Origin of the sequence: Burkholderia sp. Bp9090, from assembly GCF_003857985.1 — a bacterium.
Classification (GTDB): domain Bacteria; phylum Pseudomonadota; class Gammaproteobacteria; order Burkholderiales; family Burkholderiaceae; genus Burkholderia.
This window is the reverse complement of the sequence record NZ_QTPV01000001.1, coordinates 60,730-82,333: the sequence shown is the minus strand read 5'-3', so window position 1 is coordinate 82,333 and position 21,604 is coordinate 60,730. Positions and strand designations below refer to the sequence as shown.

Here is a 21,604-nt window from a genome sequence, read left to right as displayed (position 1 = left end):
CACTGTCCCCAACGTCATGGAACCGTCGATGAGCCAACCCGCTCTCACTCCCGCCCAGTTCGAACAGGCGCTGCGTGCCAAGGGCGCCTTCTATCACATCCACCATCCGTACCACGTCGCGATGTTCGAAGGCCGCGCGACCCGGGAGCAGATCCAGGGTTGGGTCGCGAACCGCTTCTATTATCAGGTCAGCATTCCGCTGAAGGACGCGGCGATCCTCGCGAATTGCCCCGACCGCGAGGTTCGCCGCCAGTGGGTCCAGCGCCTGATCGATCACGACGGAACCGCCGGCGACGAAGGCGGTATCGAGGCGTGGCTGAGGCTCGGTGAAGCGGTCGGGTTGGACCGCGCGCAGTTGCGCTCGCAGGAACGCGTGCTGCCCGGCGTGCGTTTCGCCGTGGACGCCTACGTGAATTTCGCGCGCCGCGCGAACTGGCAGGAAGCTGCGAGCAGCTCGCTCACGGAACTGTTTGCGCCGCAGATCCACCAGTCGCGCCTCGACACCTGGCCGCGCCACTACCCGTGGATCGATCCGGACGGCTACGCGTATTTCCGCACGCGCCTCGGTCAGGCGCGCCGCGACGTCGAGCACGGGCTCGACATCACGCTGCGGCATTACACGACCTACGAGAGCCAGCAGCGGATGCTGGATATCCTGCAGTTCAAGCTCGACGTGCTGTGGACGATGCTCGACGCGATGTCGATGGCCTACGAACTGCATCGGCCGCCTTATCACACCGTCACCGACCAGCCGGTCTGGCACAAGGGAATCGCACCATGAATTTCGACAGGAATCGCGTGCCGCGCTGGCGGCCGGGTTTTCGCTTCCAGTTCGAGCCGGCCCAGCATGCGCACGTGCTGCTGTACCCCGAAGGCATGGTCAGATTCAACGAAAGCGCGAGTGCGATCGGCGGGCTGATCGATGGCACGCGCACCGTCGCGGACATCGTTGCGCATCTCGAACGGCAATTCCCCGACGTGCCCGAACTCGGTACCGACGTCGAGGATTTCATGGAGACCGCCCGTGCCCAACACTGGATCGAACTCGCGTGAACCGGTGACGCCCGACGCCGCGCGGCCGGCAACCGGATTGCCGCTGTGGCTGCTGGCCGAACTGACGTACCGGTGCCCGCTGCAGTGCCCATACTGCTCGAATCCGCTCGATTTCTCGCGCCAGGGCGCGGAGCTCGACACGGCACAATGGTTCAGGGTCATGGCCGAAGCGCGCGAGATGGGCGCCGTGCAGATCGGCTTCTCGGGCGGCGAACCGCTCGTCCGTCCGGATCTTGCCGCACTGATCGGCGAGGCGCGCCGCCTCGGTTACTACACGAACCTGATCACGTCGGGTATCGGCCTGACCGAGCAGAAGATCGATGCGTTTCGCCAAGCCGGCCTCGATCACATCCAGATCAGCTTCCAGGCGAGCGACGCGACGGTCAACGACATGCTGGCCGGATCGGAAAAGGCATTCGCCCACAAGCTCGCGATGGCCCGCGCGGTCAAGGCGCACGGCTATCCGATGGTGCTGAACTTCGTCACGCACCGCCACAACATCGACGACATCGACCGCATCATCGAGCTGTGCATCGCGCTCGACGCGGACTACGTCGAGCTCGCGACGTGCCAGTATTACGGATGGGCCTACCTGAACCGTCAGGCGCTGCTCCCCACCCGCGCACAGCTCGAGCGCGCGGAGCGCATCACGAACGCGTATCGGGCGAAGCTCGCCGCCGCGAACAACCCATGCAGGCTGATCTTCGTCACGCCCGACTATTACGAGGAGCGGCCGAAGCCCTGCATGAGCGGCTGGGGCAGCCTGTTCCTGATCGTCACGCCGGACGGCACCGCACTGCCGTGCCACGGCGCGCGGCAACTGCCGATCGCCTTTCCGAACGTGCGCGATCACGACCTGCGACACATCTGGTACGAATCGTCCGGCTTCAACCGCTTCCGCGGCGACGACTGGATGCCCGAACCCTGCAAGTCGTGCGACGAGAAGAAGAAGGACTTCGGCGGGTGCCGATGCCAGGCGTATCTGATGACGGGCGATGCAAGCCTCACCGATCCCGTCTGCGGCAAGTCGCCTCATCACGGCCTGATCGAGAAAGCACGCGAGGCCGCGCTCGCGCCGCCGCAACCCATGACACAACTCGTGTTTCGCAACGTACGCAATTCGCGTGAATTGACGAAGACCTGAACGGCGCCGCGCGCTCGCCGCCGATCGCCGGTGTTTCCTGATTTGGAACGCAATGTTCGCGCATCGCGTCGGGCCGGCTCACTATAATTCGTTCGATCGAAAGCGATCGTCAGACCCATTACCGGAGCAGACCATGAACGACCTTCATATCGTCGCCGTGCTGTACGCCAAGGCGGGGCAGGAGGCGCAATTGCGCGAAGACCTGATCGCCCTTGCCGGTCCGTCGCAGAATGAAGAAGGCAATCTGCGCTACGAGGTGCATGTCGACAGCGAAGATCCGCGCCGGTTCGTTTTTGTCGAACATTGGGCGGATCCCGCCCTGCGCGAAAAGCATCACACGCAAGGCGCACACATCCTGAATTTCCACGCCAACGGCGTGAAGAATGTCGAGCGCTCGGAAGTCTTCAAACTGTCTCGCCTCGCCTGACCCTCCTTTCCCGCGCTGACCACCGTTTCGTGCGCGTGCGCGCGACGCCGGACATCTCGCCGCGCGCCGCGTCGTCGCCCCGGATTCAGCGAGGAGCGACGCGGTGTCCGGCAACCCATCGAATCCGTTTTTGCAACGTTCCGCACCGACGGCCCGTCACGCGCCGGCTACCGCCCATGGCGCGGCAGCGAGGCGCTCCGCCAGATAGTCCAGGAACGCGGTCACGCGCAACGGCCGCAAGCTGCTCGGCGGCGTCACGAGATTCACGCCCACCGGATCGATCCGCCACTCGGGCAATACGTCCACCAGTTCGCCTCGCATCAACGCGTCCCTGACGACGAACTCGGGTTGCAACGCGACGCCCCGGCCAGCCAGCAGCGCGGGAACGATCACGTCGGCGCTGTTGCTGCGGATGATGCCGCGCACCGTGACCGCGAACGCGTCTCCGCACGCATGACGGAATTGCCATAGCTCGGGCGTCGCCAACCCCGTGTAGACGAGACACGCATGCCGGGCCAGGTCGCGGGGATGCGTCGGTCGCCCCCAACGTTTCAGATAGGCCGGCGAAGCCACCAGCGGGTGATTCACCGCACAGAGCCGGCGCGCCCGCAGCGACGAGTCGGCGAGTTCCGCGATGAGCACCGCCACGTCGAACCCGCCGCCGACCACATCGACGATGCGGTCGGTGACGCAAAGGTCGATCTCCACCTGCGGATAGCGTTCGAGAAAGGCGGGGATCAACGGCGCGACGTGGCGGCTCGCGAACGACATCGGCACGGCAACGCGCACCAGACCGCGCAGTTCCGTCGCGTGCGACGACGCCTCGGTCTCCGCCGCCGCGGCTTCGCTGAGAATGCGAATCGCTCGCGATTTGGCGATTTCGCCGGCGGCCGTCAGCGAAACCTGACGCGAGTTTCGATAAAAGAGCGCCGTGCCGAGCCGGCGTTCGAGTCGGGAAATGGCTTTCGACACGGTCGGCTGCGAGAGGTCGAGCGCCTCCGCGGCCCTGACGAAAGAGCCCGTTTCGAGCACGTGCGCGAAAATCGCCCACGCCTCGAGGTCAGGAAGTATCTGCATCAGACAGCAAGCCTCCGGTTGGCCGATCCGGCCGGTTCCTGCCGATACCGGTGCCGCGCCCTGCAGCGTTCGCGCTGCATGAGCACCGCCGCCGATACCGGCTGCGCGATGTGCACACCGCTAGAAAAGCGTATGAAGGCCGATGCGGGCAATGGCCTGGTTCGCGCCGGACGACGCGCCATCCGGATCCATCACACCGTTGATTTGCGCTCGGGCACCGCTGCTTGCCCGCTGCCACACACCGGTCGCGTACACCATCGTTCGCTTCGACAGCGTGTACTGCACCGTCGCCGTGACCTGGTGAGCGTGGTCGTTGTCGAGCGCCGCATTGCCCTTCATGTATATGTAATCCGCGCCGATCCTGACCGGACCGGAGAGTTGCCAGGTACCGCCCGACTCGGCCATCCACACCGAGCCACCGGACGCAGCGTTATGAACGGTCGTCACCAGCGCGCTCAGGTTCGCCCGTCCGATCCGGTAGTGCGCCCCTGCGCCCCAGTTACGCACACTCGTCGCGACGGAGCCCGGCTGTGCGCCATATTTCTCGTTGGTGTACGCGGCGGCGGCGCCGAACGGTCCGGCCTCGTAGTCGAGACTGGCGCTCACCGTATTGCCCGCGCCGATCGAGCCCGGCACGCCGCCGAACGCATAAAGCGCGCCCGCCTTCAGCCCATGGATGACCGGGCTCACGAACTTGACGGCGTTCGCTACACGCTGACTGCCCGCCATCCGGTCCCAGTCGAACGCGCCGGTCGGGTTGCCGGGCAGCGCGAGCTTGCGAAAGGGTCCGTTGCGCAGGTTGTACAGTCCGGCGACATCGGCCGCCGCGTCAGTGCCGCTGAAGAACAGCGTATCGGCCATGAATTCATACTGGTTGCCGAACGTCAGCGTGCCCAGCCGGTCGTTCTGCACACCGACGTACGCGGTACGCGCGAACAGGCCATTGCCGATCAGCGCGCCGGTACCCGGTGAAATCTGGCTGACCAGCTGGAAAATGACCTTTGAGCCGCCACCGACATCTTCGCTTCCGCGCAAGCCGAGCAGGCTCGGCGTAAAAATCCCGTCGTCGAATTTCGCATTGCCGTGGCCACCTTCGTTACTGACGTAACTCAGTCCCACGTCGAGCGCGCCGAACAACGTGACACTGCTCTGCGCGCACGCGATCGGCACATGCGCAATCATCAACAGGGCCGGGGCATAGAGACGCTTTCCGAACATGAACCGCCTTCTTCATTGCTTCGCAATCCGAATCACAACGACCGGACCTTTCAATCATCCCGCGCAATGCAGGTACGCACATGCACCGCCGTCATGCCCGATCGCGCGACAGGCGGCACGCATCGACGGCACGAGTCTAGCGCACGGAATGACGCTTCGACGTTCGGCCCGCGAGAACACAATGTTCTGCATCTCCCGGCTACGCAATGCATCGCGGTTCGCCTACACTCGTTCGGTGCATCGGCAGATGCGCCGCGATTCGAGCCGCCATCCGAGCCGCGATTCGAGCCACGATCCGAGCCGCCATCCGTCGCCGACGAGAATCGATTGCGCATGCGATCGCGACACCCTCCGCCGCGCCCGATGCTTCGCGCTCAGGTCGAGCCGACCGGCGCACGCCAGGTCCCCACTTGCCAGGCCCGGAACTCCTTCCTCCGGCTTTCGTCCTCCGGAAAGTCCAGACCGCGCTTCACGTCCGATGTTTGAACCCGGGCGAAGCGCTCCATTAAGCGATCGTCACCCGGCGGTCGCGTTCGTCGCACGCGTTTTCACGCTCCGGAGCGGCCGGCGCGGCAACCGCGCCGAATCTCTCGACGCGCGCCACGGTAAAATTCCGTCGTGACCCGTTGCTCATCCCGTTCAGGCGCCCTGCCGGGCCTGCTGCGGCATGCATCGCCTGCCATTGGAAGCGCGCCGCACAGGAGCCCCTATCTCCTTGATTCCTATACATTCACCGTTTCCCGGAACATGACTTACTCGCTTGCCACCCTCTACACCCGGGAACTCGAGATCCGCAAGAGCCGCTTCATCGCGTTCGCGATCCCCGTCGAGGACCGCGATGCCGCGATGCAGGCGCTGCAGCGCCTGCGCGACGAACACCCGGCGGCCACCCACGTGTGCTGGGCCCTGCTCGCCGGCGGCCAGTCCGGCATGTCCGACGACGGCGAACCGTCGGGCACTGCCGGCCGACCGATCCTCGAAGTGCTGCGTCATCACGATCTCGACGGCGTGCTCGGCGCGGTAGTCCGCTACTACGGCGGCGTGAAGCTCGGCGCGGGCGGCCTGGTGCGCGCCTATACCGATGCGATCGCGTCGGCGCTGCTCGACGCTGAGCGCGTCGAACGCATTCGCCACACGCGGATCGCGATCGAAATCGGCTACCCGGACGAAGCGCGGGTGCGCCGCTGGATCGAGCAGGCGGGTTACGCGCTGGTGGACAGCGCGTACGGGATGACGGTGAAGCTCGTGATCAAGCTGCCGGAAACGGCCGAGGCAGCAGCGAAGACCGAACTGTTCGACCTGACGCAGGGGCGCTCGGGCTTCCCCGACCTGTGAGGATCGGGCAACCCGCCCGGCCTCGCCGCCACGGGTTTCACACAGATTCCCGTGAAAATTCAGATGCGTCCGATAGAAAACCCGCGCGCCGAAGCTTAATCTCCCCCGTGTTCCTCGCGACGCGTCCTGCAAACGCCTGGCCGGGCGTGCAGACATGCGGCACACCGCGCGTCGCCAACGATCGCCAACAATCAGAATTCAGCTACGGGGATATCGGACGCATGCAACTGCAAAAACTGCAAGCCCAGCTCGCGGAACTCGATCGACGCATCCGGGTGGCGCGCCGCCGCGAACGCCAAGCGGCACTGGTGCAGGTACGCCAGCTCGTGACGGACCATGCGCTGACCGCGCGGGAAATCTTCGGGCAGGGTTACAGCGATCGCGTAAAGCTGTTCACGATGGGCACGAAATATCGCGATCCGACGACGGGCGCGACCTGGAGCGGCCGCGGTCGTGCGCCTGCCTGGATCGCCGGGCGCGACCGCGCCGCGTTCCTGATCCGGGATTAACGCGCGCCGCGTTGCACGGCGCGCCTCCGTGGTCGACGCAGTCGACCCGAACCGCTCAATAAACGTCCGGGACGATCATGCTGTCCGGCGTCGGACGGCGAATGTAGTCCTCGTGATGCTCGCGCTGAGGCAGATCGATCGTCGGCCGCGGCACCTCGTGATACGGCACCTGGGTCAGCAGGTGATGGATGCAGTTCAGGCGCGCGCGCTTCTTGTCGACCGCCTGCACGACCCACCACGGCGCCTCGGGGATGTGCGTGCGCAGCATCATCTCCTCCTTCGCGGCCGTATACGCTTCCCAGCGGCGGCGGCTCTCGAGATCCATCGGGCTCAGCTTCCACTGCTTCAACGGATCCTCGATCCGGCTCTGGAAGCGCAGCTCCTGCTCATGGTCGGTGATCGAGAACCAGTACTTGACGATCTGGATCCCGCTGCGCACGAGCATTTTCTCGAACTCGGGCACCGAGCGGAAAAACTCCTCGTATTCGTCGTCGGTGCAGAAATTCATCACGCGCTCGACGCCTGCGCGGTTGTACCAGCTGCGATCGAACAGCACGATCTCGCCGCCGGCCGGCAGATGCGCGACATAGCGCTGGAAATACCATTGCGTGCGTTCGCGATTGTTCGGAGCCGGCAGCGCCGCCACGCGGCACACGCGCGGGTTCAGGCGCTGCGTGATGCGCTTGATCGCACCGCCCTTGCCTGCCGCGTCGCGCCCCTCGAAAATCACGACGAGCCGGTGCCCCGTGCTCACGACCCAGTCCTGCAGCTTCACGAGTTCGCCCTGCAGCCGGAACAGCTCGCGGAAATACTGCTTGCGCGCTTCGCGGCGCTCCGGCGAGAACAGCAGATCCTCGTCGTTGTCGAAGCGGCGGTCGTCGAGCTCCATTTCGAGTTCTTCGTCGTACGCGTCGACGAGGTCTTCCTCAAAACGGCGCTGGCGCGATTCGAGCGATGCCGTATCGGTGAAGTCGTCGGACTCGGTGCGGGTATCGTTATCGCCCATGGGGCCTCCTTCCTTCAATTGACGCAGCCAAACACCACCATTATCCCAGCGTCTCGCGTCAAATTGATGAAAAAGGGGTCGATCCGCCCCTCAGAAGCGGAATCCGGGCCGCGCGCTCGCCGAGAGCGTACTCGAACGCGATCGAACCGCTCCCGAGCGGATCGGGCACGCACATGCGCCGCTGGCGCGGTGACGCCCGCCCGCTCTGGCGATGCGTCAACCGGGCGGCGGCAGCACGACCGTGTCCTCGGGCCCGAGCACGCGGCCGTCCTGCGAGCGAAGCTCCAGTTTCCTGACGGGCAAGCCGGTCTTGCGGTCGACGAGAAGCACGTGCGCCTCGTCCGGTTCGAAGAAGAAATCCTCGCCCCACTGCCGCAGCGCGACGAGCAGCGGAAACAGGCCTCGCCCCTTTTCGGTCAGTACGTATTCGTGATGTGCGCCGCCGTCCGCGGCCGGCACCATGTCCATGATTCCGTGCGCGACGAGGTTGCGCAAACGCGCGGCGAGGATGTTCTTCGCCAGGCCGAGATTTTTCTGGAATTCGCCGAAACGGCGCAGCCCGTCGAATGCATCGCGGACGATCAGCAGCGACCACCAGTCGCCAATCGCATCCAGCGGGCGGGCAACGCCGCAAGGGGAATCTTCGTGGGTGGTTCGTCTGGTCATCGATGGAAGTCGAACGGCGGATGGTGCCATGGGCAATGAAGGTTTCAATATAAAACCAACAATACTGAAAATCAATCGCCGTGCGTCCATTGTTCGAGGAGCACGAACGAAACGGGGTTCCTCATCGGAATTGGTTAGTCGGGGTTAGTCTGGTCATGCATTTCGATGCCAAAAATTGCCGAATTTTCGATTTTTCTTACCTGAAGTCATCCCGTCGTCGAGGCGTTCGACCGTGTCCTGATCGTTCATTCAGTTGCAACTTGAAACCTCATGTCCTACGCTCCAAATGGTTTCAACATGAAACCACTATCCACGACCATACGAAGGAGCGCTCGATGATTTCATCCGATGCCACGTTCGACGGCACCTTTCCGTTCGCTCCGCACTTCAGCGACGCGCCCGGTTTCCAGATGCACTACGTGGATGAAGGCCCGCGCGACGGCGAAACGGTTCTGTGCCTGCATGGCGAACCCACGTGGGGTTACTTGTTCCGCCACCTGATCGCGGCACTGAGCCCGACACACCGCATCGTCGTGCCCGACCACATGGGATTCGGCAAAAGCGCGACGCCGCAGGATCGCAACTACGGGTTGCAGGACCATATCGACAACCTGGAGCGCTTCGTTCTCGCGCTCGGCCTCGACCGCTTGACGCTCGTGATGCACGACTTCGGCGGCCCGGTCGGCATGGGGCTCGCGGCCCGACATCCGGACCGGATCCGGCGCATCGTGTCGGCGAACGGGCCGACGCCGTTCGGCCAGCCCGATCTGGTCGAGCGCGTGACCGCGAACGGTCGCGACGCACCGTGGTTCCAGTGGATCGTGCGCGCGGCGGCAGACGACACACTCGAAACGGTGCTCGGGCAGCTAGGCTTCAACATCCTGAGTACGCTGAAGCTCAACGGTTTCGAGAATCATGCCGTCATCGACGATACCTGGATCGCCGCATACGGTGCGCCGTTCGCGCAACCGGCCGACTGTATCGGCGCGATCGGATGGGCGCGCGGATTTGCCGACGGCACGCACCGGTTCGAGGAGCCCGATGCTGCAGCGGTACGCGCGATACGCGACAAGCCCGCGCTCGCGATCTGGGGAGACGCCGATCGCACCCTCGGCGCCGAGCACTTCCTGCCGCTGTTCACTGCGCTGTTTCCGTCGGCGCCCGTCGAGCGGCTGGCCGGCGTCGGGCACTATTGCTTCGAGGATGCGCCCGACGCGGTGACCGACCGGATCGCCGGATTCATCCGCGCCACCGCCTGAGCGCGTTGCACCGCGCGTCCGAGCCATCCGACGCGGCTGCCCGCCCGGCACCGGACTGCATGCCGGCCGCGGAACCGCGTGCGCGACCGCTTTCGCGCACGCGTCACTCACCCGCTACTCGACGTCACCGAATGATCCGCGTGACCCCGCGCCCACGCGGATCGGCCATCGCCTCCGGCGTCCTGCCGTCGATCTTGATCACCTGGATGTCGCCGCTGAAGTCCTGCCCCGTCAGCGTGTAGCCGCGGGCCTCGATCTGTTTCGCGAGTTCGCCTTCGATCGGGTGGTACGGCTCCCAGAAGATCGTGTTCGGCGGCAGCAGCTGATGGTGGAAACGCATCGCGCCGACCGCCTCCTTCAACGGCATCCCGAAGTCGTAGATGTTGTTGATCACCTGGAAGATCGACGTGAAGATCCGCGAGCCGCCCGGCGTGCCGATCACGAGCGACACCTTGCCGTCCTTCGTCATGATCGTCGGCGACATCGACGACAGCGGACGCTTCTTCGGCTCGATCGCGTTCGCGTCGCTGCCGACGACGCCGAACATGTTCGCGACACCCGGCTTCGCGGAGAAGTCGTCCATCTCGTCGTTCAGCACGATCCCGGTGCCGTCGGCGACCACCCCCGAACCGAAATAGCCGTTGATCGTGTACGTGTTCGACACCGCGTTGCCCCACTTGTCGACGACCGAGAAGTGCGTCGTCTCCGCCTTCTCCGGCATCGACGTGCCGAGGCCCGGCTGCACGCTCTTGGTGTCGGCGATCTGCGTCGGGCTCACTTCGGCTGCGCGCCTCGCGATGTACGCGTCATCGGTCAGCTGCGCGACCGGTACCTTGTAGAAGTCGGGGTCGCCGAGATACTGCGCGCGATCCGCGAACACGCGCTTCTCGATTTCGGCGACGAGGTGGATGTATTGCGGCGAGTTGAGCTTCACGCCCTCGAAGTCCTGCTTGAGATCGGCCTTCATCTTCAGCAGCTGCACGAGGCCGATGCCGCCCGAGCTCGGCGGCGGCGCGGTGATCACGTCATAGCCGTTCCACTTCGCCTGCACCGGCTGGCGCCACACCGCGCGGTATTGCGCGAGATCCTCGGTGGTGATCAGCCCGTTGCCGTCGCCGGTCTTCATCGACGCGGCGATCAACTCGGCCGTCTTGCCCTTGTAGAATCCTTCCGCGCCGCCATCCGCAATGCGCGTGAGCACCGCCGCGAGATCGGGCTGCTTGAAGTTCGTGCCGGCCTTCATCGACGCGAAGTACTTGTCGAAGTTGGTCTTGCCGCCGAATTCCTTCGACGCGTCGACGCCGCGCTGCGCCAGCTGCTCGTCGACGACGAAGCCGTCGCGCGCATAGTGGATCGCCGGCGCGAGCACCTGCTTCCACTTCAGCTTGCCGAAACGCTTCTGCGCTTCCCACATGCCGGCGACCGTACCCGGCACGCCGGCCGCGCGCGGGCCGTACAGGCTCATGCCCTTGACGACGTTGCCGTCCTTGTCGAGATACATGTCCTTCGTCGCGGCGAGCGGCGCGCGCTCGCGATAGTCGATGAAATACGGCTTGCCGTCCTTGTAGATCGTCATGAAACCGCCGCCGCCGATGTTGCCGGCTTCCGGGTACGTGACGGCGAGCGTGAACGCGATCGCGACGGCCGCGTCGATCGCGTTGCCGCCTTCCTTGAAGATCCGCTCCGCGGCGTCCGCGCTGTACTTGTCGGCCACCGCGACCGCCGAGCTCGTCAGGACCGCCGGCTGCGGCCCTTTCGCGTAGGCCGGCGTGTTCGGCAGGAAGCCGATGCCGGCCATCGTCGCGAGCACGACGGCGGATGATTTGAAGCGATTCAGCATAGACATTGCATGTCCCCCATGTAGGTCTCCGGCGGGCTGGAAATAGCCCCTGATCCGCTTATAGCCGCTGGCGCACGGTCAGCCCTATGCCGGTTTCGTAGTGAATCGGGGAATGCGGCCGGAAAACTCGCGGCACACTACGAATTGCCGTGGATCGTGTACGGTCGGTCACACGGCGGAGCAAAAAATGAGCCGGTGGATCAGTCGAAATGGCATGCGGCGGATTCGCAGCGCACCCGCGCGATCGGAAATCACGGCACGCGCCGCATGCGCGGCTCCGGCACATGTAAAAAAATGCGATCGAACCGCCCGCTGAGCAGGCCGATCTGAGAAGATAGCGCCCCGCTTTCGCGCCCGATCGTTCGCGCTCGTCCGCAGCCGCTTCACGCTTCTTCGTCTCGTTTCCTATGGCATCACACAATGCGCATCACGCGTCCGGCTTCGCGGCCGGCGTCGCCGCCGCCGTCCTCGTCGCGCAAACCGGCGCGACCGGCCCCTGGCACGCGGGCCTGCTCGCCGCGTTCGCGGCCGGCGTCGCGGGCGGCACCGCGCCCGACTGGCTCGAAGTCGCGTGGTGGACCCGCAAGCGCCGCTTGTGGATCACGCACCGCACCATCACGCACTGGGGCATCGGCTGGATCGCGTTGCTCGCGCTCGGCTGGCACGGGCTCACGCATCATCCGCATCCGCTGTGGGCGGCGCCGCTGTTCGGCTTCGCGTGCGGCGGCGTGATGCACCTGCTCGCCGACTGGCCGAATCCGCTCGGCGTGCCGTGGATCTGGCGGCGCCATTCGCTGAACCTGTGGAACAGCGGACATTGCGACCTGATCGTCGTGGCCGCCGCCTGGGGCGGCACGCTGTGGCTCGCGCAATCGCTGTGGACGCGCGCGCCGTTCCTCGAACACTGGCTCGGCTGGCTGCATCGCGTGTAGTGACACGTCGTAGCGCATAGTCGCGCGCCGATACATGTCGTCACGCCTCGTGCTCCGCACCCGCCCGGCGCGCGTCGAACCCGACTTCCTTCTCTCCTCGATCCGGCATCCGCGAACGAGCGGGTGCCGTTACGCACGCACGCCCGTTGAAATGCCGGCGCCGCGCCTCATCTGAATCTCCGGCGCGCGCATTCCCGCCGCGCGCGGTGCCCGGCACGCGCACGCGACGTCTGGCACACTGACGATTCGCACGCGGCCGCCCGCGCGCTCGCACCCCATTTCAACGCTCCGATGGACGTCACCGCCACCCGCCCCGCCCACGCGCTCGACGTGTTCCACCCGGCCGTCGCCGCGTGGTTCCGCCGCACGTTTGCCGCGCCGACCGGCGCGCAGGCACTCGCATGGCCGCACATCAAGGCCGGCCGGTCGACGCTCGTCGCCGCGCCGACCGGCTCCGGCAAGACGCTCACCGCGTTCCTGTGCGCACTCGACGACCTCGTGCGCGATGCGCTCGCGCACGACGGCGCGCTGCCCGACGCGACGCTCGTCGTCTATGTGTCGCCGCTGAAGGCGCTGTCGAACGACATCCACGTGAACCTCGACGCGCCGCTCGCCGGCATCGCCGACTCGCTCGCGCAGCTCGGCCTGCCGGTGCCGGCGATCCGCACCGCCGTGCGCACCGGCGACACCACGCAGGCCGAACGCGCGGCGCTGCGCAAGCGCGCGCCGCACATCCTCGTGACGACGCCCGAATCCCTGTACGTGCTGCTGTCGTCCACGTCGGGGCGGCAAATGCTGTCGAACGTGCGTTCGGTGATCGTCGACGAGATCCACGCGCTTGCGTCGTCCAAGCGCGGCAGCCACCTCGCGTTGTCGCTCGAACGCCTCGACGCGTTGACGGGCCGCGCGTTGCCGCGCATCGGGTTGTCGGCCACGCAGAAACCGATCGACGCGGTCGCGCGCTTCCTGGTCGGCGGCCCGGCCGATGCGCCGCGCGACTGCACGATCGTCGACACCGGTCACACGCGCGAACGCGACCTCGCGCTCGAACTGCCGAACGTGCCGCTCGAGCCGGTGATGGCGACCGACGTGTGGGAACAGGTGTACGACCGGATCGCCGCGCTTGCCGCCGCGCATCGCACGACGCTCGTGTTCGTGAACACGCGGCGCACCGCGGAACGCATGGCGCGCCATCTCGCCGACCGTCTCGGCAAGGACGCGATCGCCGCCCACCACGGCAGTCTCGCGAAGGAGCATCGCTTCGACGCCGAACAGCGGCTCAAGCGCGGCGAGCTGAAGCTGCTCGTCGCGACCGCGTCGCTCGAACTCGGCATCGACATCGGCGACGTCGATCTCGTGTGCCAGGTCGGTTCGCCGCGCGGGATCGCACCGTTCCTGCAGCGTGTCGGACGCTCGGGGCACCATGTCGGCGGCGTGCCGAAGGGCCGCCTGTTCCCGCTGTCGCGCGACGAGCTGGTCGAATGCGCGGCGCTGCTCGATTGCGTGCAACGCGGCGAGCTCGACGCGTTGCGGATTCCCGAGGCACCGCTCGACGTGCTCGCGCAGCAGATCGTCGCCGAAGTCGCCTGCGCGGAATGGCAGGAGGACGCGCTGTACGCGAGCTTCACGCGCGCGGCGCCCTACGCACGCCTGTCGCGCGAACGCTTCGACGACGTGATGAAGATGCTCGCCGAAGGCTTCACGAGCCGGCGCGGCGTGCGCGGTGCATACCTGCATCGCGACGTGGTCGGCGGCACGGTGCGCGGGCGCCGCAACGCGATGATGACCGCGACGACGTCGGGCGGCACGATTCCCGACATGGCCGACTACGCGGTGCTGCTCGAACCGCAGGGTATCCAGGTCGGCACCGTCAACGAGGATTTCGCGGTCGAGAGCCTCGCGGGCGACGTGTTCCAGCTCGGCAACCAGTCTTACCGGATCATTCGCGTGGAAACCGGCCGTGTGCGCGTCGAGGACGCGCAAGGTCAAGCGCCGGGCATTCCGTTCTGGCTCGGCGAGGGGCTCGGGCGCAGCGACGAGCTGTCGGCGGCGGTCGGCCGGCTGCGGGCGCGGCTCGACGGGCTGTTCGCCGAAGGCGATCGGCACTCCGAGGCCGGAGCACGCAAACGCGCGAGCGACGACGCAGCGGGCAAGACGGGCACGCGCGGCAAAACCGGCAAGGCGGCCGCCGAAGCCGACGCGTTGGCCGACTCGCGCAGCGATAACGGCGGCACCGCGATCGCCCCGCCCGCAAGCCGCCTCGCGCCGGCGCTGCGCTGGCTCGTCGACGATCTCCGCCTGTCGCCCGACGCGGCCCGCCAGATCGCCGACTACCTCGCGCGCACGCGCGCGGCGCTCGGCGCCCTGCCGACGCAGGACACGCTCGTGATGGAGCGCTTCTTCGACGAATCGGGCGGCACGCAGCTGGTGATCCATTCGCCGTTCGGCAGCCGTATCAACCGCGCGTGGGGGCTCGCGCTGCGCAAGCGCTTCTGCCGCACGTTCAATTTCGAGCTGCAGGCCGCCGCGACCGACGACGCGATCATTCTTTCGCTGTCGCTCGCGCACAGCTTCGCGCTCGACGAAGTGTGGCGCTACCTGCGCTCGGCGAGCGCCGAGCACGTGCTGGTGCAGGCGCTGCTCGACGCACCGATGTTCGGCGTGCGCTGGCGCTGGAACGCGACGACCTCGCTCGCGCTGCCGCGCTTCACCGGCGGCCGGCGCACCGCGCCGCAACTGCAGCGGATGAAGAGCGACGACCTGCTCGCGACCGTGTTCCCCGACCAGGTCGCGTGCGTGGAGAACGTCGTCGGCGAACGCGAGATCCCGCACCATCCGCTCGTCGACCAGACGCTCGACGATTGCCTGCACGACGCGATGGATACCGACGGCTGGCTCGCGCTGCTGCGCCGGATCGAAAGCGGCGCGATCGAACTGATCGCGCGCGACCTGCCCGCGCCGTCGCCGCTCGCGGCCGAGATCCTGAACGCGAAGCCCTATGCGTTCCTCGACGACGCGCCGCTCGAGGAGCGCCGCACGCAGGCCGTGCAGTCGCGCCGCTGGAGCGATCCCGAATCGGCCGACGATCTCGGCGCGCTCGACGCCGATGCCATCGATGCGGTGCGCGACGAAGCGTGGCCGCTCGTACGCGATGCCGACGAAATGCACGACGCCCTGCTCACGCTCGCGTGCGTCGCCGACGGCGAAGCGCACGCGCACGAAGGCTGGCCCGAACGGCTCGCGGAACTGGCCGAGCGCCGTCGTGCGACGCAACTCGTCACGCCGGACGCCGCCGTGCTGTGGGTGCCGGTCGAACGGCTGGTCTGCATGCGCGCGCTGCATCCCAATGCACGCATTGTGCCCGCGCTGAAGGTGCCGGCCGCCTGCGCGCAACCCTGGGAAGCCGATGCCGCGCTCGTCGACGTGATCCGCGCGCGGCTCACCGGCTTCGGGCCATCGACGCTCGACGCCATCGCGCAGCCGCTCGGCCTGCCGTCCGCGGCGATCGCGACCGCGCTCGCCGCACTGGAGCGCGAAGGCTACGTGATGCATGGCCGCTTCACGCCGGGCGCCACGACCGACGAATGGTGCGAACGCCACCTGCTCGCGCGCATTCATCGCTACACGGTCAAGCGGCTGCGCCGCGAGATCGAGCCGGTCGAGCGCGCCGATTTCATGCGCTTCCTGTTCCACTGGCAGCACCTGACGCCCGACACGCGCGGCACGGGCCGCGACGCGCTCGCGGCCGTCGTCGAGCAGCTCGAAGGCTACGAAGCCGCGGCGAGCGCATGGGAAGACGCGCTGCTGCCCGCGCGCCTGACCGACTACACGGCCGGCGGCCTCGACGAGCTGTGCCGCTCGGGCAAACTCGTGTGGACCCGCATCGGCGCGCCGGCGCGCGCGGCCGGCACGCCCGTGAAAACGACGCCGGTCGTGCTGCTGCCGCGCCGCCACCTCGGCGCATGGCAGGCGCTGCGCGACCCGGACGCGCAGCCGGCGCTGTCGGCGCGTGCGACGCAGGTGCGCGATGCACTTGCCGCACACGGCGCGATGTTCTTCGACGCGCTGCTAGACGAACTGCACATGCTGCCGGTCGAACTCGAGCAGGCGCTCGGCGAACTCGTGTCGGCCGGCCTCGTGAATGCAGACAGCTTCGCCGGGTTGCGCGCGCTGTTGAAGCCCGCGGTCAAGCGCAGCGCGACCTATGCGCCGCGCACGCGGCGCGGTGGCGCGCTGATCGGCGGGATGGACGACGCCGGCCGCTGGGCGCTCGTGCAACGCATGTCGGCGCCGGACGATGCGCCAACCCCGGCACCGAAGCGCGGTGCGCCCGCGACCGATCCCGATGCGCTCGAACACATCGCGTGGACGCTGCTGCGCCGCTATGGCGTGGTGTTCTGGCGGCTGCTCGAACGCGAAGCCGACTGGCTGCCGAGCTGGCGCGAGCTCGTGCGCGTGCTGCAACGTCTCGAAGCGCGCGGCGAGATTCGCGGCGGCCGCTTCGTCGCGGGGCTCGCGGGCGAGCAGTTCGCGCTGCCGGAAGCGATCCCGGTCCTGCGCGAGCTGCGTCGCCAACCGGGCGACGGCCAGTACGTGTGCGTGACGGGCGCCGATCCGCTGAACCTTGCCGGCACGCTGTTGCCCGGCGACAAGGTGCCCGCGCTGGCCGGCAATCGCGTGCTGTTCCGCGACGGCGTGCCGGTCGCGTCGCTCGTGGCGGGCACGTTCCATTACGCGCCCGAGCTGCCGCCCGCCGCGCGCGAGGACGCGCGCCTGCGGCTCGCACGCCGCCACTGACTCCTGACATCGGCTGACACACGGCACATCGCGGACTACTAAACGCCGCGCGGCGGCACCGCGTACGTTCGGGTAGCATCGAACGATTCACTGCGCGCCCGAGCGTGCCCATGACGAGCCTTCAGGAGACTGCCTTTCATGCCCTCGCATGCCGATTCGCCCGCCGTTCATCACGCGGGCTCGCTGACGATTTTCCAGGGCGCCGCGCTGTATATCGGCGCGGTGCTCGGCACCGGCGTCATTGCGTTGCCCGCGCTCGCGGCCGAGGTTGCAGGCCCTGCGTCGCTGCTGGCGTGGGCCGCGCTCGTCGTGCTGTCGGGGCCGCTTGCCGCCACCTTCGCCGCGCTCGGCGCGCGCTATCCGGACGCGGGCGGCGTATCGACCTACGCGCGACGCGCATTCGGGCCGAAGGCCGCGGCAATCGTCGGCTGGTGTTTCTATTTCGCGGTGCCGGCCGGCGCGCCGGCCGCCGCGATGTTCGGCGGCGCGTACGTCGCCGCCGTCACGGGCGGCGGACACGTCACGGTGATCGTCACGGCTGCCGCGCTGATCGCCACGGTGTCGGCCGCGAATGCGTTCGGCGTCACGGTGTCGGGCCGCATGCAGCTCGTGCTGTCGGCGCTGCTCGTCACGCTGCTGCTGGCCGCCGTGCTCGCGTCCGCGCCGCATGCAAGCACGGTGAACCTGCATCCGTTCGCGCCGCATGGCTGGCTCGCGGTCGGCCAGGCTGCCGCACTGCTCGTGTGGAGCTTCGCGGGCTGGGAAGCGATCACGCACCTCGCGGCAGAGTTCCGACGGCCCGCGCACGACATGCCGCGCTCGGCCGGTATCGCGGTCGTGGTCGTCGGCTTTCTGTATCTGTCGGTCGCGGCCGCGAGCGTCACGGTGCTCGGGCCGTCGGCCGGCGCGTCGGGTGCGCCGCTCGCGGAACTGATCGCGGGCGGCATCGGCGGTCACGCGCAGGTGCTGGCGGCAGCGGCCGCGCTGCTGCTCACGCTCGGCACGATGAATGCGTATTTCGCGGGCGCGGCGAAGCTCGGCGCAGCGCTCGGGCGCGACGGCGCACTGCCTGCGTGGCTCGCACAAGGCAGCCAGATCGGCGGCGTGCCGCGCCGAAGTCTTGGCGTGATCGCGGTGCTGGCCGTCGTCGCGCTGGCCGCGACGACGCTCTCGGACGTCGGGCCGAAGCCGCTCGTGCTCGTCACGTCCGGATGCTTCGTGATGGTGTACGGGCTCGGCGCGGCGGCCGCGCTGAAACTGCTGCCGCGCGGCGGCATCGCATATCGCTGCGCGTGGATTTCGCTGGTCGCCGTCGCCGGGCTGTTCCTGACGACGGGGTGGTTCATCTTGTGCCCGCTGCTGCTTGCGGGCGGTGCGCTGCTTTATCTGCGGATGGCCGGGCGACGCACGTGATCGCGTGCCGGCGCCCGTGTGCGGACGAGCAAACGGGCGCTCGCCGCGCTGCGCCGGCACACCGCGAACCGGCCGCGCACCGCTGCGCCGCGGGCGTCAGGCCGGCACCAGTTCGAAGCTGAGCCGCTTGCCGAGTGCGGTGGCCGCGCTCGCGAGCGTCGCGAGCGTGAGGCTCGTGTCGGTTTCGTCGAGCAGCCGGTTGAGCGCGGCGCGGCTGGTCTTCATCCGCGCGGCCATCGCGGTCTTCGTGATGTGCTGCGCCTTCATTTCCTGGCCGATCTGCCACGCGATCACGCGCTTGATCGCGGTGGCGGTGGCCGCTTCGAGATGGCCTTCGTCCTCGAGGAAGCTGTCGAAATCGCTGCCGATATGCGGGTTGTTCGTGGTCGTCATGGGTACTCCAGTGCATGGCGTGGCCGGCCGGCACATCGCCGATCGCATGTGCCGGCGCAGCCGGAGGAATTCAGATGGCGCGCGTCAGCGCTTTCAGCCGCGCGACGGTCACGTCGAGATCGTCGGACGGCGTGGCCTGTGACTGCTTGAAGAACGCGTGCAGCAGCACCATCGTGTCGCCGACGACCGTGAACAGCGCGCGCGCTTCGCTGCGGCAACATCACGCGGATTTCCCACAGATCCTGCGACATCTTCCGGACCAGCGGCATGCCGAGCGGCCAACCGAGTTGAACGGTCTTGATCTCTTCGCCGATCACCCTGCGCTCGACCTGCCCGAGCGCCGTGAGCCATTCGCGCACCGGCTCGTTGCCACGCGCGGTGCGGGAGAACCGCACGTCGAGCGTGATCTGAATCTGCTGTCTCGCCATCGTCGTGTCATCGAGTGCATCAAAAACGGTACGATACGCCAAGCACGACGACACCCGCTACTGACCGGATGGCTAACGAATGACGGTGAGTGAGCGGCAGCCGGACGTCATCCATCCACGCCCTGCCCGGCGTCTCGACGCTGGCGGCGAGCCGGCTTGCGCGCGCTACGGGGGGCGCGATGGGTGTGCGCATCGGCGAACCGCGCCTGCGCGATGTCGCGCACGGCGTCGATCAGCGTCCGGGCGACGGGAGACGGTTGCGCATCGGTGCGCAGCACGAGCCCGACCGGCTCGTCGGTGCCCGCGGAAGGCAGCGGCAGCCGCGCGAGCGCGCCGGCCGACAAGTCGTATTCGGCCGCATAGAGCGGCACGAACCAGACTGCGTCGTTCTCGAGCGTGAGCGCACGCGCGACCGACACCGACAGCACCTCGATGAACGAATCAAGCGGCGGCGCGCCGCACGCGCCGAGCAGTTGCTCGGCCGACTGGCGGATCAGCGTGCCGAACGGCGGCAGCACGACCGGATAGCGCGCGAGCTCGGCGGCCGGCGCGGCACTCGCCAGCAGCGGATGGCCGGCGCGCACGACCGCGACGAGCGGTTCGTTGTACAGCTGCTCGAACGCGAGCCCGATCATCCGCTCCGGCTCCGACAGGCGCCCGATCGCGCATTCGATCGCCCCTGCCTTCAGACGCTCCAGCAGCTCGGTATTGGCAGCCGTCGCGATCCGCACCACGATGCGCGGCCAGCGTGCGGTCAGCGCCTTCATCAGCGCGGGCGCGAGCGATGCCGCGACCGTCGGCAGCATGCCGATTTCGAGCGTCGCCGCGGCCGCGCCGCCTTCGCGCGCGAGCAGCCCGACACCCTGCCGCAGCGCCAGCACGCACGCGTTCGCGTGCGGGATGAACAGTTGGGCTTCGCGGGTCGGCTGCGCGCCGTGCCGCCCGCGTTCGAACAACTTCACGCCGAGGATCGACTCCAGTTCGGCGATCGTCTTCGACACGGCCGGCTGCGTGATCGACAGGCTTTCGGCCGCCTTCTGCACGCCGCCCAACTGCGCGACCGCGAGAAAACACTGCAGGTGCCGGAATTTGACGCGGCCGTCGGCGATACGGTTATTCATAACGGGCGGTTATGCGAATGGTGATATCACGCCATTTTGCATAACTTTCCGGAAACACCCAAGCATTCGGCGCGGCGTCACGCATGACGCCGCCGCGCATGGAATCCGGTCGCCGGCAGCAACGCGATCACGCCGCCTGTCCGGCGGATTTCCATGGGCGCCGCCGAACATAACGAACGGTTATGCGATTCGCGAAAAAAGGTCATTTTGCATAACTTTCCGGATTGGCTAAAGTCTTGCCATCCACTTCGCGAAATACCTGACAGGAGACGCCCGATGGATTCCCCCACGATCCTCACGCCGCGCGACTGGCCGTCGCATCCCGCGTATATCCACCCCGAGTACCGTTCGTCGGTCAAGCGCGGCCCGACCCGCCCGCTGATCCCGTTGAAGGAAAAGCTGCGCGACCAGTACGTGCCCGTCTACGGCACCGACGATCTCGGCGCACTCGACCACGACCTGACGAAGAACGCCGTGAAGAACGGCGAACCGCTCGGCGAGCGCATCGTCGTCACCGGCCGCGTGCTCGACGAAGGCGGCAAGCCCGTGCGCAACACGCTCGTCGAGGTATGGCAGGCGAATGCGGCCGGCCGCTACGTGCACAAGGTCGACCAGCACGACGCGCCGCTCGACCCGAACTTCCTCGGCGCAGGCCGCTGCATGACCGACGCCGAAGGCCGCTACCGCTTCCTGACGATCAAGCCCGGCGCGTATCCGTGGGGCAACCATCCGAACGCATGGCGCCCGAATCACATCCACTTCTCGCTGTTCGGCGACTACTTCGGCTCGCGCCTCGTCACGCAGATGTACTTCCCCGGCGATCCGCTGCTCGCGTACGACCCGATCTTCCAGGGCACGCCGGAAGCGGCGCGTGACCGCCTGATCTCGCGCTTCTCGATGGACATCACCGAAGAAGGCTATGCGCTCGGCTACGAATTCGACATCGTGCTGCGCGGCCGCGACGCCACCCCGATGGAGCGCTGAAC

18 protein-coding genes and 1 pseudogene are annotated in these 21,604 nt (G+C 67.4%); 11 read left to right on the top strand and 8 right to left on the bottom strand.

The genetic code is table 11. The annotated features are described in order from the left end of the window. Window positions 1-28 precede the first annotated feature (28 nt). The 4 genes from pqqC (at window position 29) to DIE16_RS00365 (ending at window position 2,624) form a co-directional block, all read left to right on the top strand. Window positions 29-781, top strand: a complete 753-nt coding sequence (gene pqqC / locus DIE16_RS00380) for a pyrroloquinoline-quinone synthase PqqC (protein WP_044843142.1) — start codon at window positions 29-31, stop codon at window positions 779-781. Next, complete coding sequence (gene pqqD / locus DIE16_RS00375) at window positions 778-1,053, top strand: pyrroloquinoline quinone biosynthesis peptide chaperone PqqD (protein ID WP_044842933.1); 276 nt, start codon at window positions 778-780, stop codon at window positions 1,051-1,053. Before pqqC ends, pqqD begins: the two co-directional genes overlap by 4 nt. Further along, a complete protein-coding gene (gene pqqE / locus DIE16_RS00370) occupies window positions 1,025-2,197 on the top strand; it encodes a pyrroloquinoline quinone biosynthesis protein PqqE (RefSeq protein WP_185735437.1) in 1,173 nt (390 codons plus the stop codon). The genes pqqD and pqqE overlap by 29 nt, the downstream gene beginning before the upstream one ends. Window positions 2,198-2,330: 133 nt before the next feature. After that, window positions 2,331-2,624: a putative quinol monooxygenase gene (locus DIE16_RS00365; protein ID WP_124484984.1), complete on the top strand. Its 294-nt coding sequence runs from the start codon at window positions 2,331-2,333 to the stop codon at window positions 2,622-2,624. 156 nt (window positions 2,625-2,780) lie between these two features. Here the strand turns inward: DIE16_RS00365 and DIE16_RS00360 are convergent, their stop codons facing one another. After that, window positions 2,781-3,701, bottom strand: coding sequence for a LysR family transcriptional regulator (locus tag DIE16_RS00360; protein WP_124484985.1), 921 nt, complete (start codon window positions 3,699-3,701; stop codon window positions 2,781-2,783). A gap of 120 nt (window positions 3,702-3,821) precedes the next feature. Continuing rightward, entirely contained in the window at window positions 3,822-4,883 is a 1,062-nt protein-coding gene (locus DIE16_RS00355; RefSeq protein ID WP_409364446.1) for a porin, read from the bottom strand. 783 nt (window positions 4,884-5,666) lie between these two features. On the opposite strand from DIE16_RS00355, the gene DIE16_RS00350 reads away from it, so the two are divergent. Together DIE16_RS00350 and DIE16_RS00345 are read left to right on the top strand one after the other, a co-directional pair. Next, window positions 5,667-6,254: a YigZ family protein gene (locus tag DIE16_RS00350; protein WP_124484987.1), complete on the top strand. Its 588-nt coding sequence runs from the start codon at window positions 5,667-5,669 to the stop codon at window positions 6,252-6,254. Window positions 6,255-6,475: 221 nt separating this feature from the next. Next, a complete protein-coding gene (locus DIE16_RS00345) occupies window positions 6,476-6,763 on the top strand; it encodes an H-NS family nucleoid-associated regulatory protein (protein WP_124891639.1) in 288 nt (95 codons plus the stop codon). 55 nt (window positions 6,764-6,818) lie between these two features. On the opposite strand, the gene ppk2 is transcribed toward DIE16_RS00345, so the two are convergent. Both ppk2 and DIE16_RS00335 read right to left on the bottom strand, forming a co-directional pair. Continuing rightward, window positions 6,819-7,769: a polyphosphate kinase 2 gene (ppk2, locus tag DIE16_RS00340; RefSeq protein ID WP_124484988.1), complete on the bottom strand. Its 951-nt coding sequence runs from the start codon at window positions 7,767-7,769 to the stop codon at window positions 6,819-6,821. 216 nt (window positions 7,770-7,985) lie between these two features. Continuing rightward, window positions 7,986-8,435 (bottom strand): helix-turn-helix domain-containing protein, encoded by a 450-nt coding sequence (locus tag DIE16_RS00335; protein ID WP_124519704.1) that lies wholly within the window; start codon window positions 8,433-8,435, stop codon window positions 7,986-7,988. A 335-nt stretch (window positions 8,436-8,770) separates the two neighbouring features. Between DIE16_RS00335 and DIE16_RS00330 the strand changes: the two genes are divergently transcribed. Then, window positions 8,771-9,694: an alpha/beta fold hydrolase gene (locus DIE16_RS00330; RefSeq protein WP_124891582.1), complete on the top strand. Its 924-nt coding sequence runs from the start codon at window positions 8,771-8,773 to the stop codon at window positions 9,692-9,694. A 124-nt stretch (window positions 9,695-9,818) separates the two neighbouring features. Here DIE16_RS00330 and ggt read toward each other — a convergent pair whose 3' ends face one another. After that, window positions 9,819-11,540: a gamma-glutamyltransferase gene (ggt, locus tag DIE16_RS00325; protein WP_124891581.1), complete on the bottom strand. Its 1,722-nt coding sequence runs from the start codon at window positions 11,538-11,540 to the stop codon at window positions 9,819-9,821. Between the two features lie 401 nt (window positions 11,541-11,941). On the opposite strand from ggt, the gene DIE16_RS00320 reads away from it, so the two are divergent. The 3 genes from DIE16_RS00320 to DIE16_RS00305 all read left to right on the top strand — a co-directional run bounded on the left by DIE16_RS00320 (window position 11,942) and on the right by DIE16_RS00305 (window position 18,676). Beyond that, window positions 11,942-12,466, top strand: coding sequence for a metal-dependent hydrolase (locus DIE16_RS00320; protein WP_044842922.1), 525 nt, complete (start codon window positions 11,942-11,944; stop codon window positions 12,464-12,466). Window positions 12,467-12,757: 291 nt separating this feature from the next. Continuing rightward, window positions 12,758-17,263, top strand: a complete 4,506-nt coding sequence (locus tag DIE16_RS00310; protein WP_124891580.1) for a DEAD/DEAH box helicase — start codon at window positions 12,758-12,760, stop codon at window positions 17,261-17,263. Window positions 17,264-17,401: 138 nt separating this feature from the next. After that, the gene (locus DIE16_RS00305; RefSeq protein WP_124891579.1) at window positions 17,402-18,676 is read left to right on the top strand and encodes an APC family permease; all 1,275 of its coding nucleotides are present in this window, start codon (window positions 17,402-17,404) and stop codon (window positions 18,674-18,676) included. 96 nt (window positions 18,677-18,772) lie between these two features. Here the strand turns inward: DIE16_RS00305 and DIE16_RS00300 are convergent, their stop codons facing one another. The 3 genes and pseudogenes from DIE16_RS00300 to pcaQ form a co-directional block, all read right to left on the bottom strand. Further along, window positions 18,773-19,069, bottom strand: coding sequence for an XRE family transcriptional regulator (locus DIE16_RS00300; protein ID WP_044842919.1), 297 nt, complete (start codon window positions 19,067-19,069; stop codon window positions 18,773-18,775). A 70-nt stretch (window positions 19,070-19,139) separates the two neighbouring features. Beyond that, window positions 19,140-19,497, bottom strand: a pseudogene (locus DIE16_RS00295) (type II toxin-antitoxin system RelE/ParE family toxin). Between the two features lie 107 nt (window positions 19,498-19,604). Beyond that, window positions 19,605-20,618 (bottom strand): pca operon transcription factor PcaQ, encoded by a 1,014-nt coding sequence (gene pcaQ / locus DIE16_RS00290; RefSeq protein WP_124519651.1) that lies wholly within the window; start codon window positions 20,616-20,618, stop codon window positions 19,605-19,607. A gap of 276 nt (window positions 20,619-20,894) precedes the next feature. On the opposite strand from pcaQ, the gene pcaH reads away from it, so the two are divergent. Then, complete coding sequence (gene pcaH, locus DIE16_RS00280) at window positions 20,895-21,602, top strand: protocatechuate 3,4-dioxygenase subunit beta (RefSeq protein WP_124484995.1); 708 nt, start codon at window positions 20,895-20,897, stop codon at window positions 21,600-21,602. Window positions 21,603-21,604: the final 2 nt, after the last annotated feature.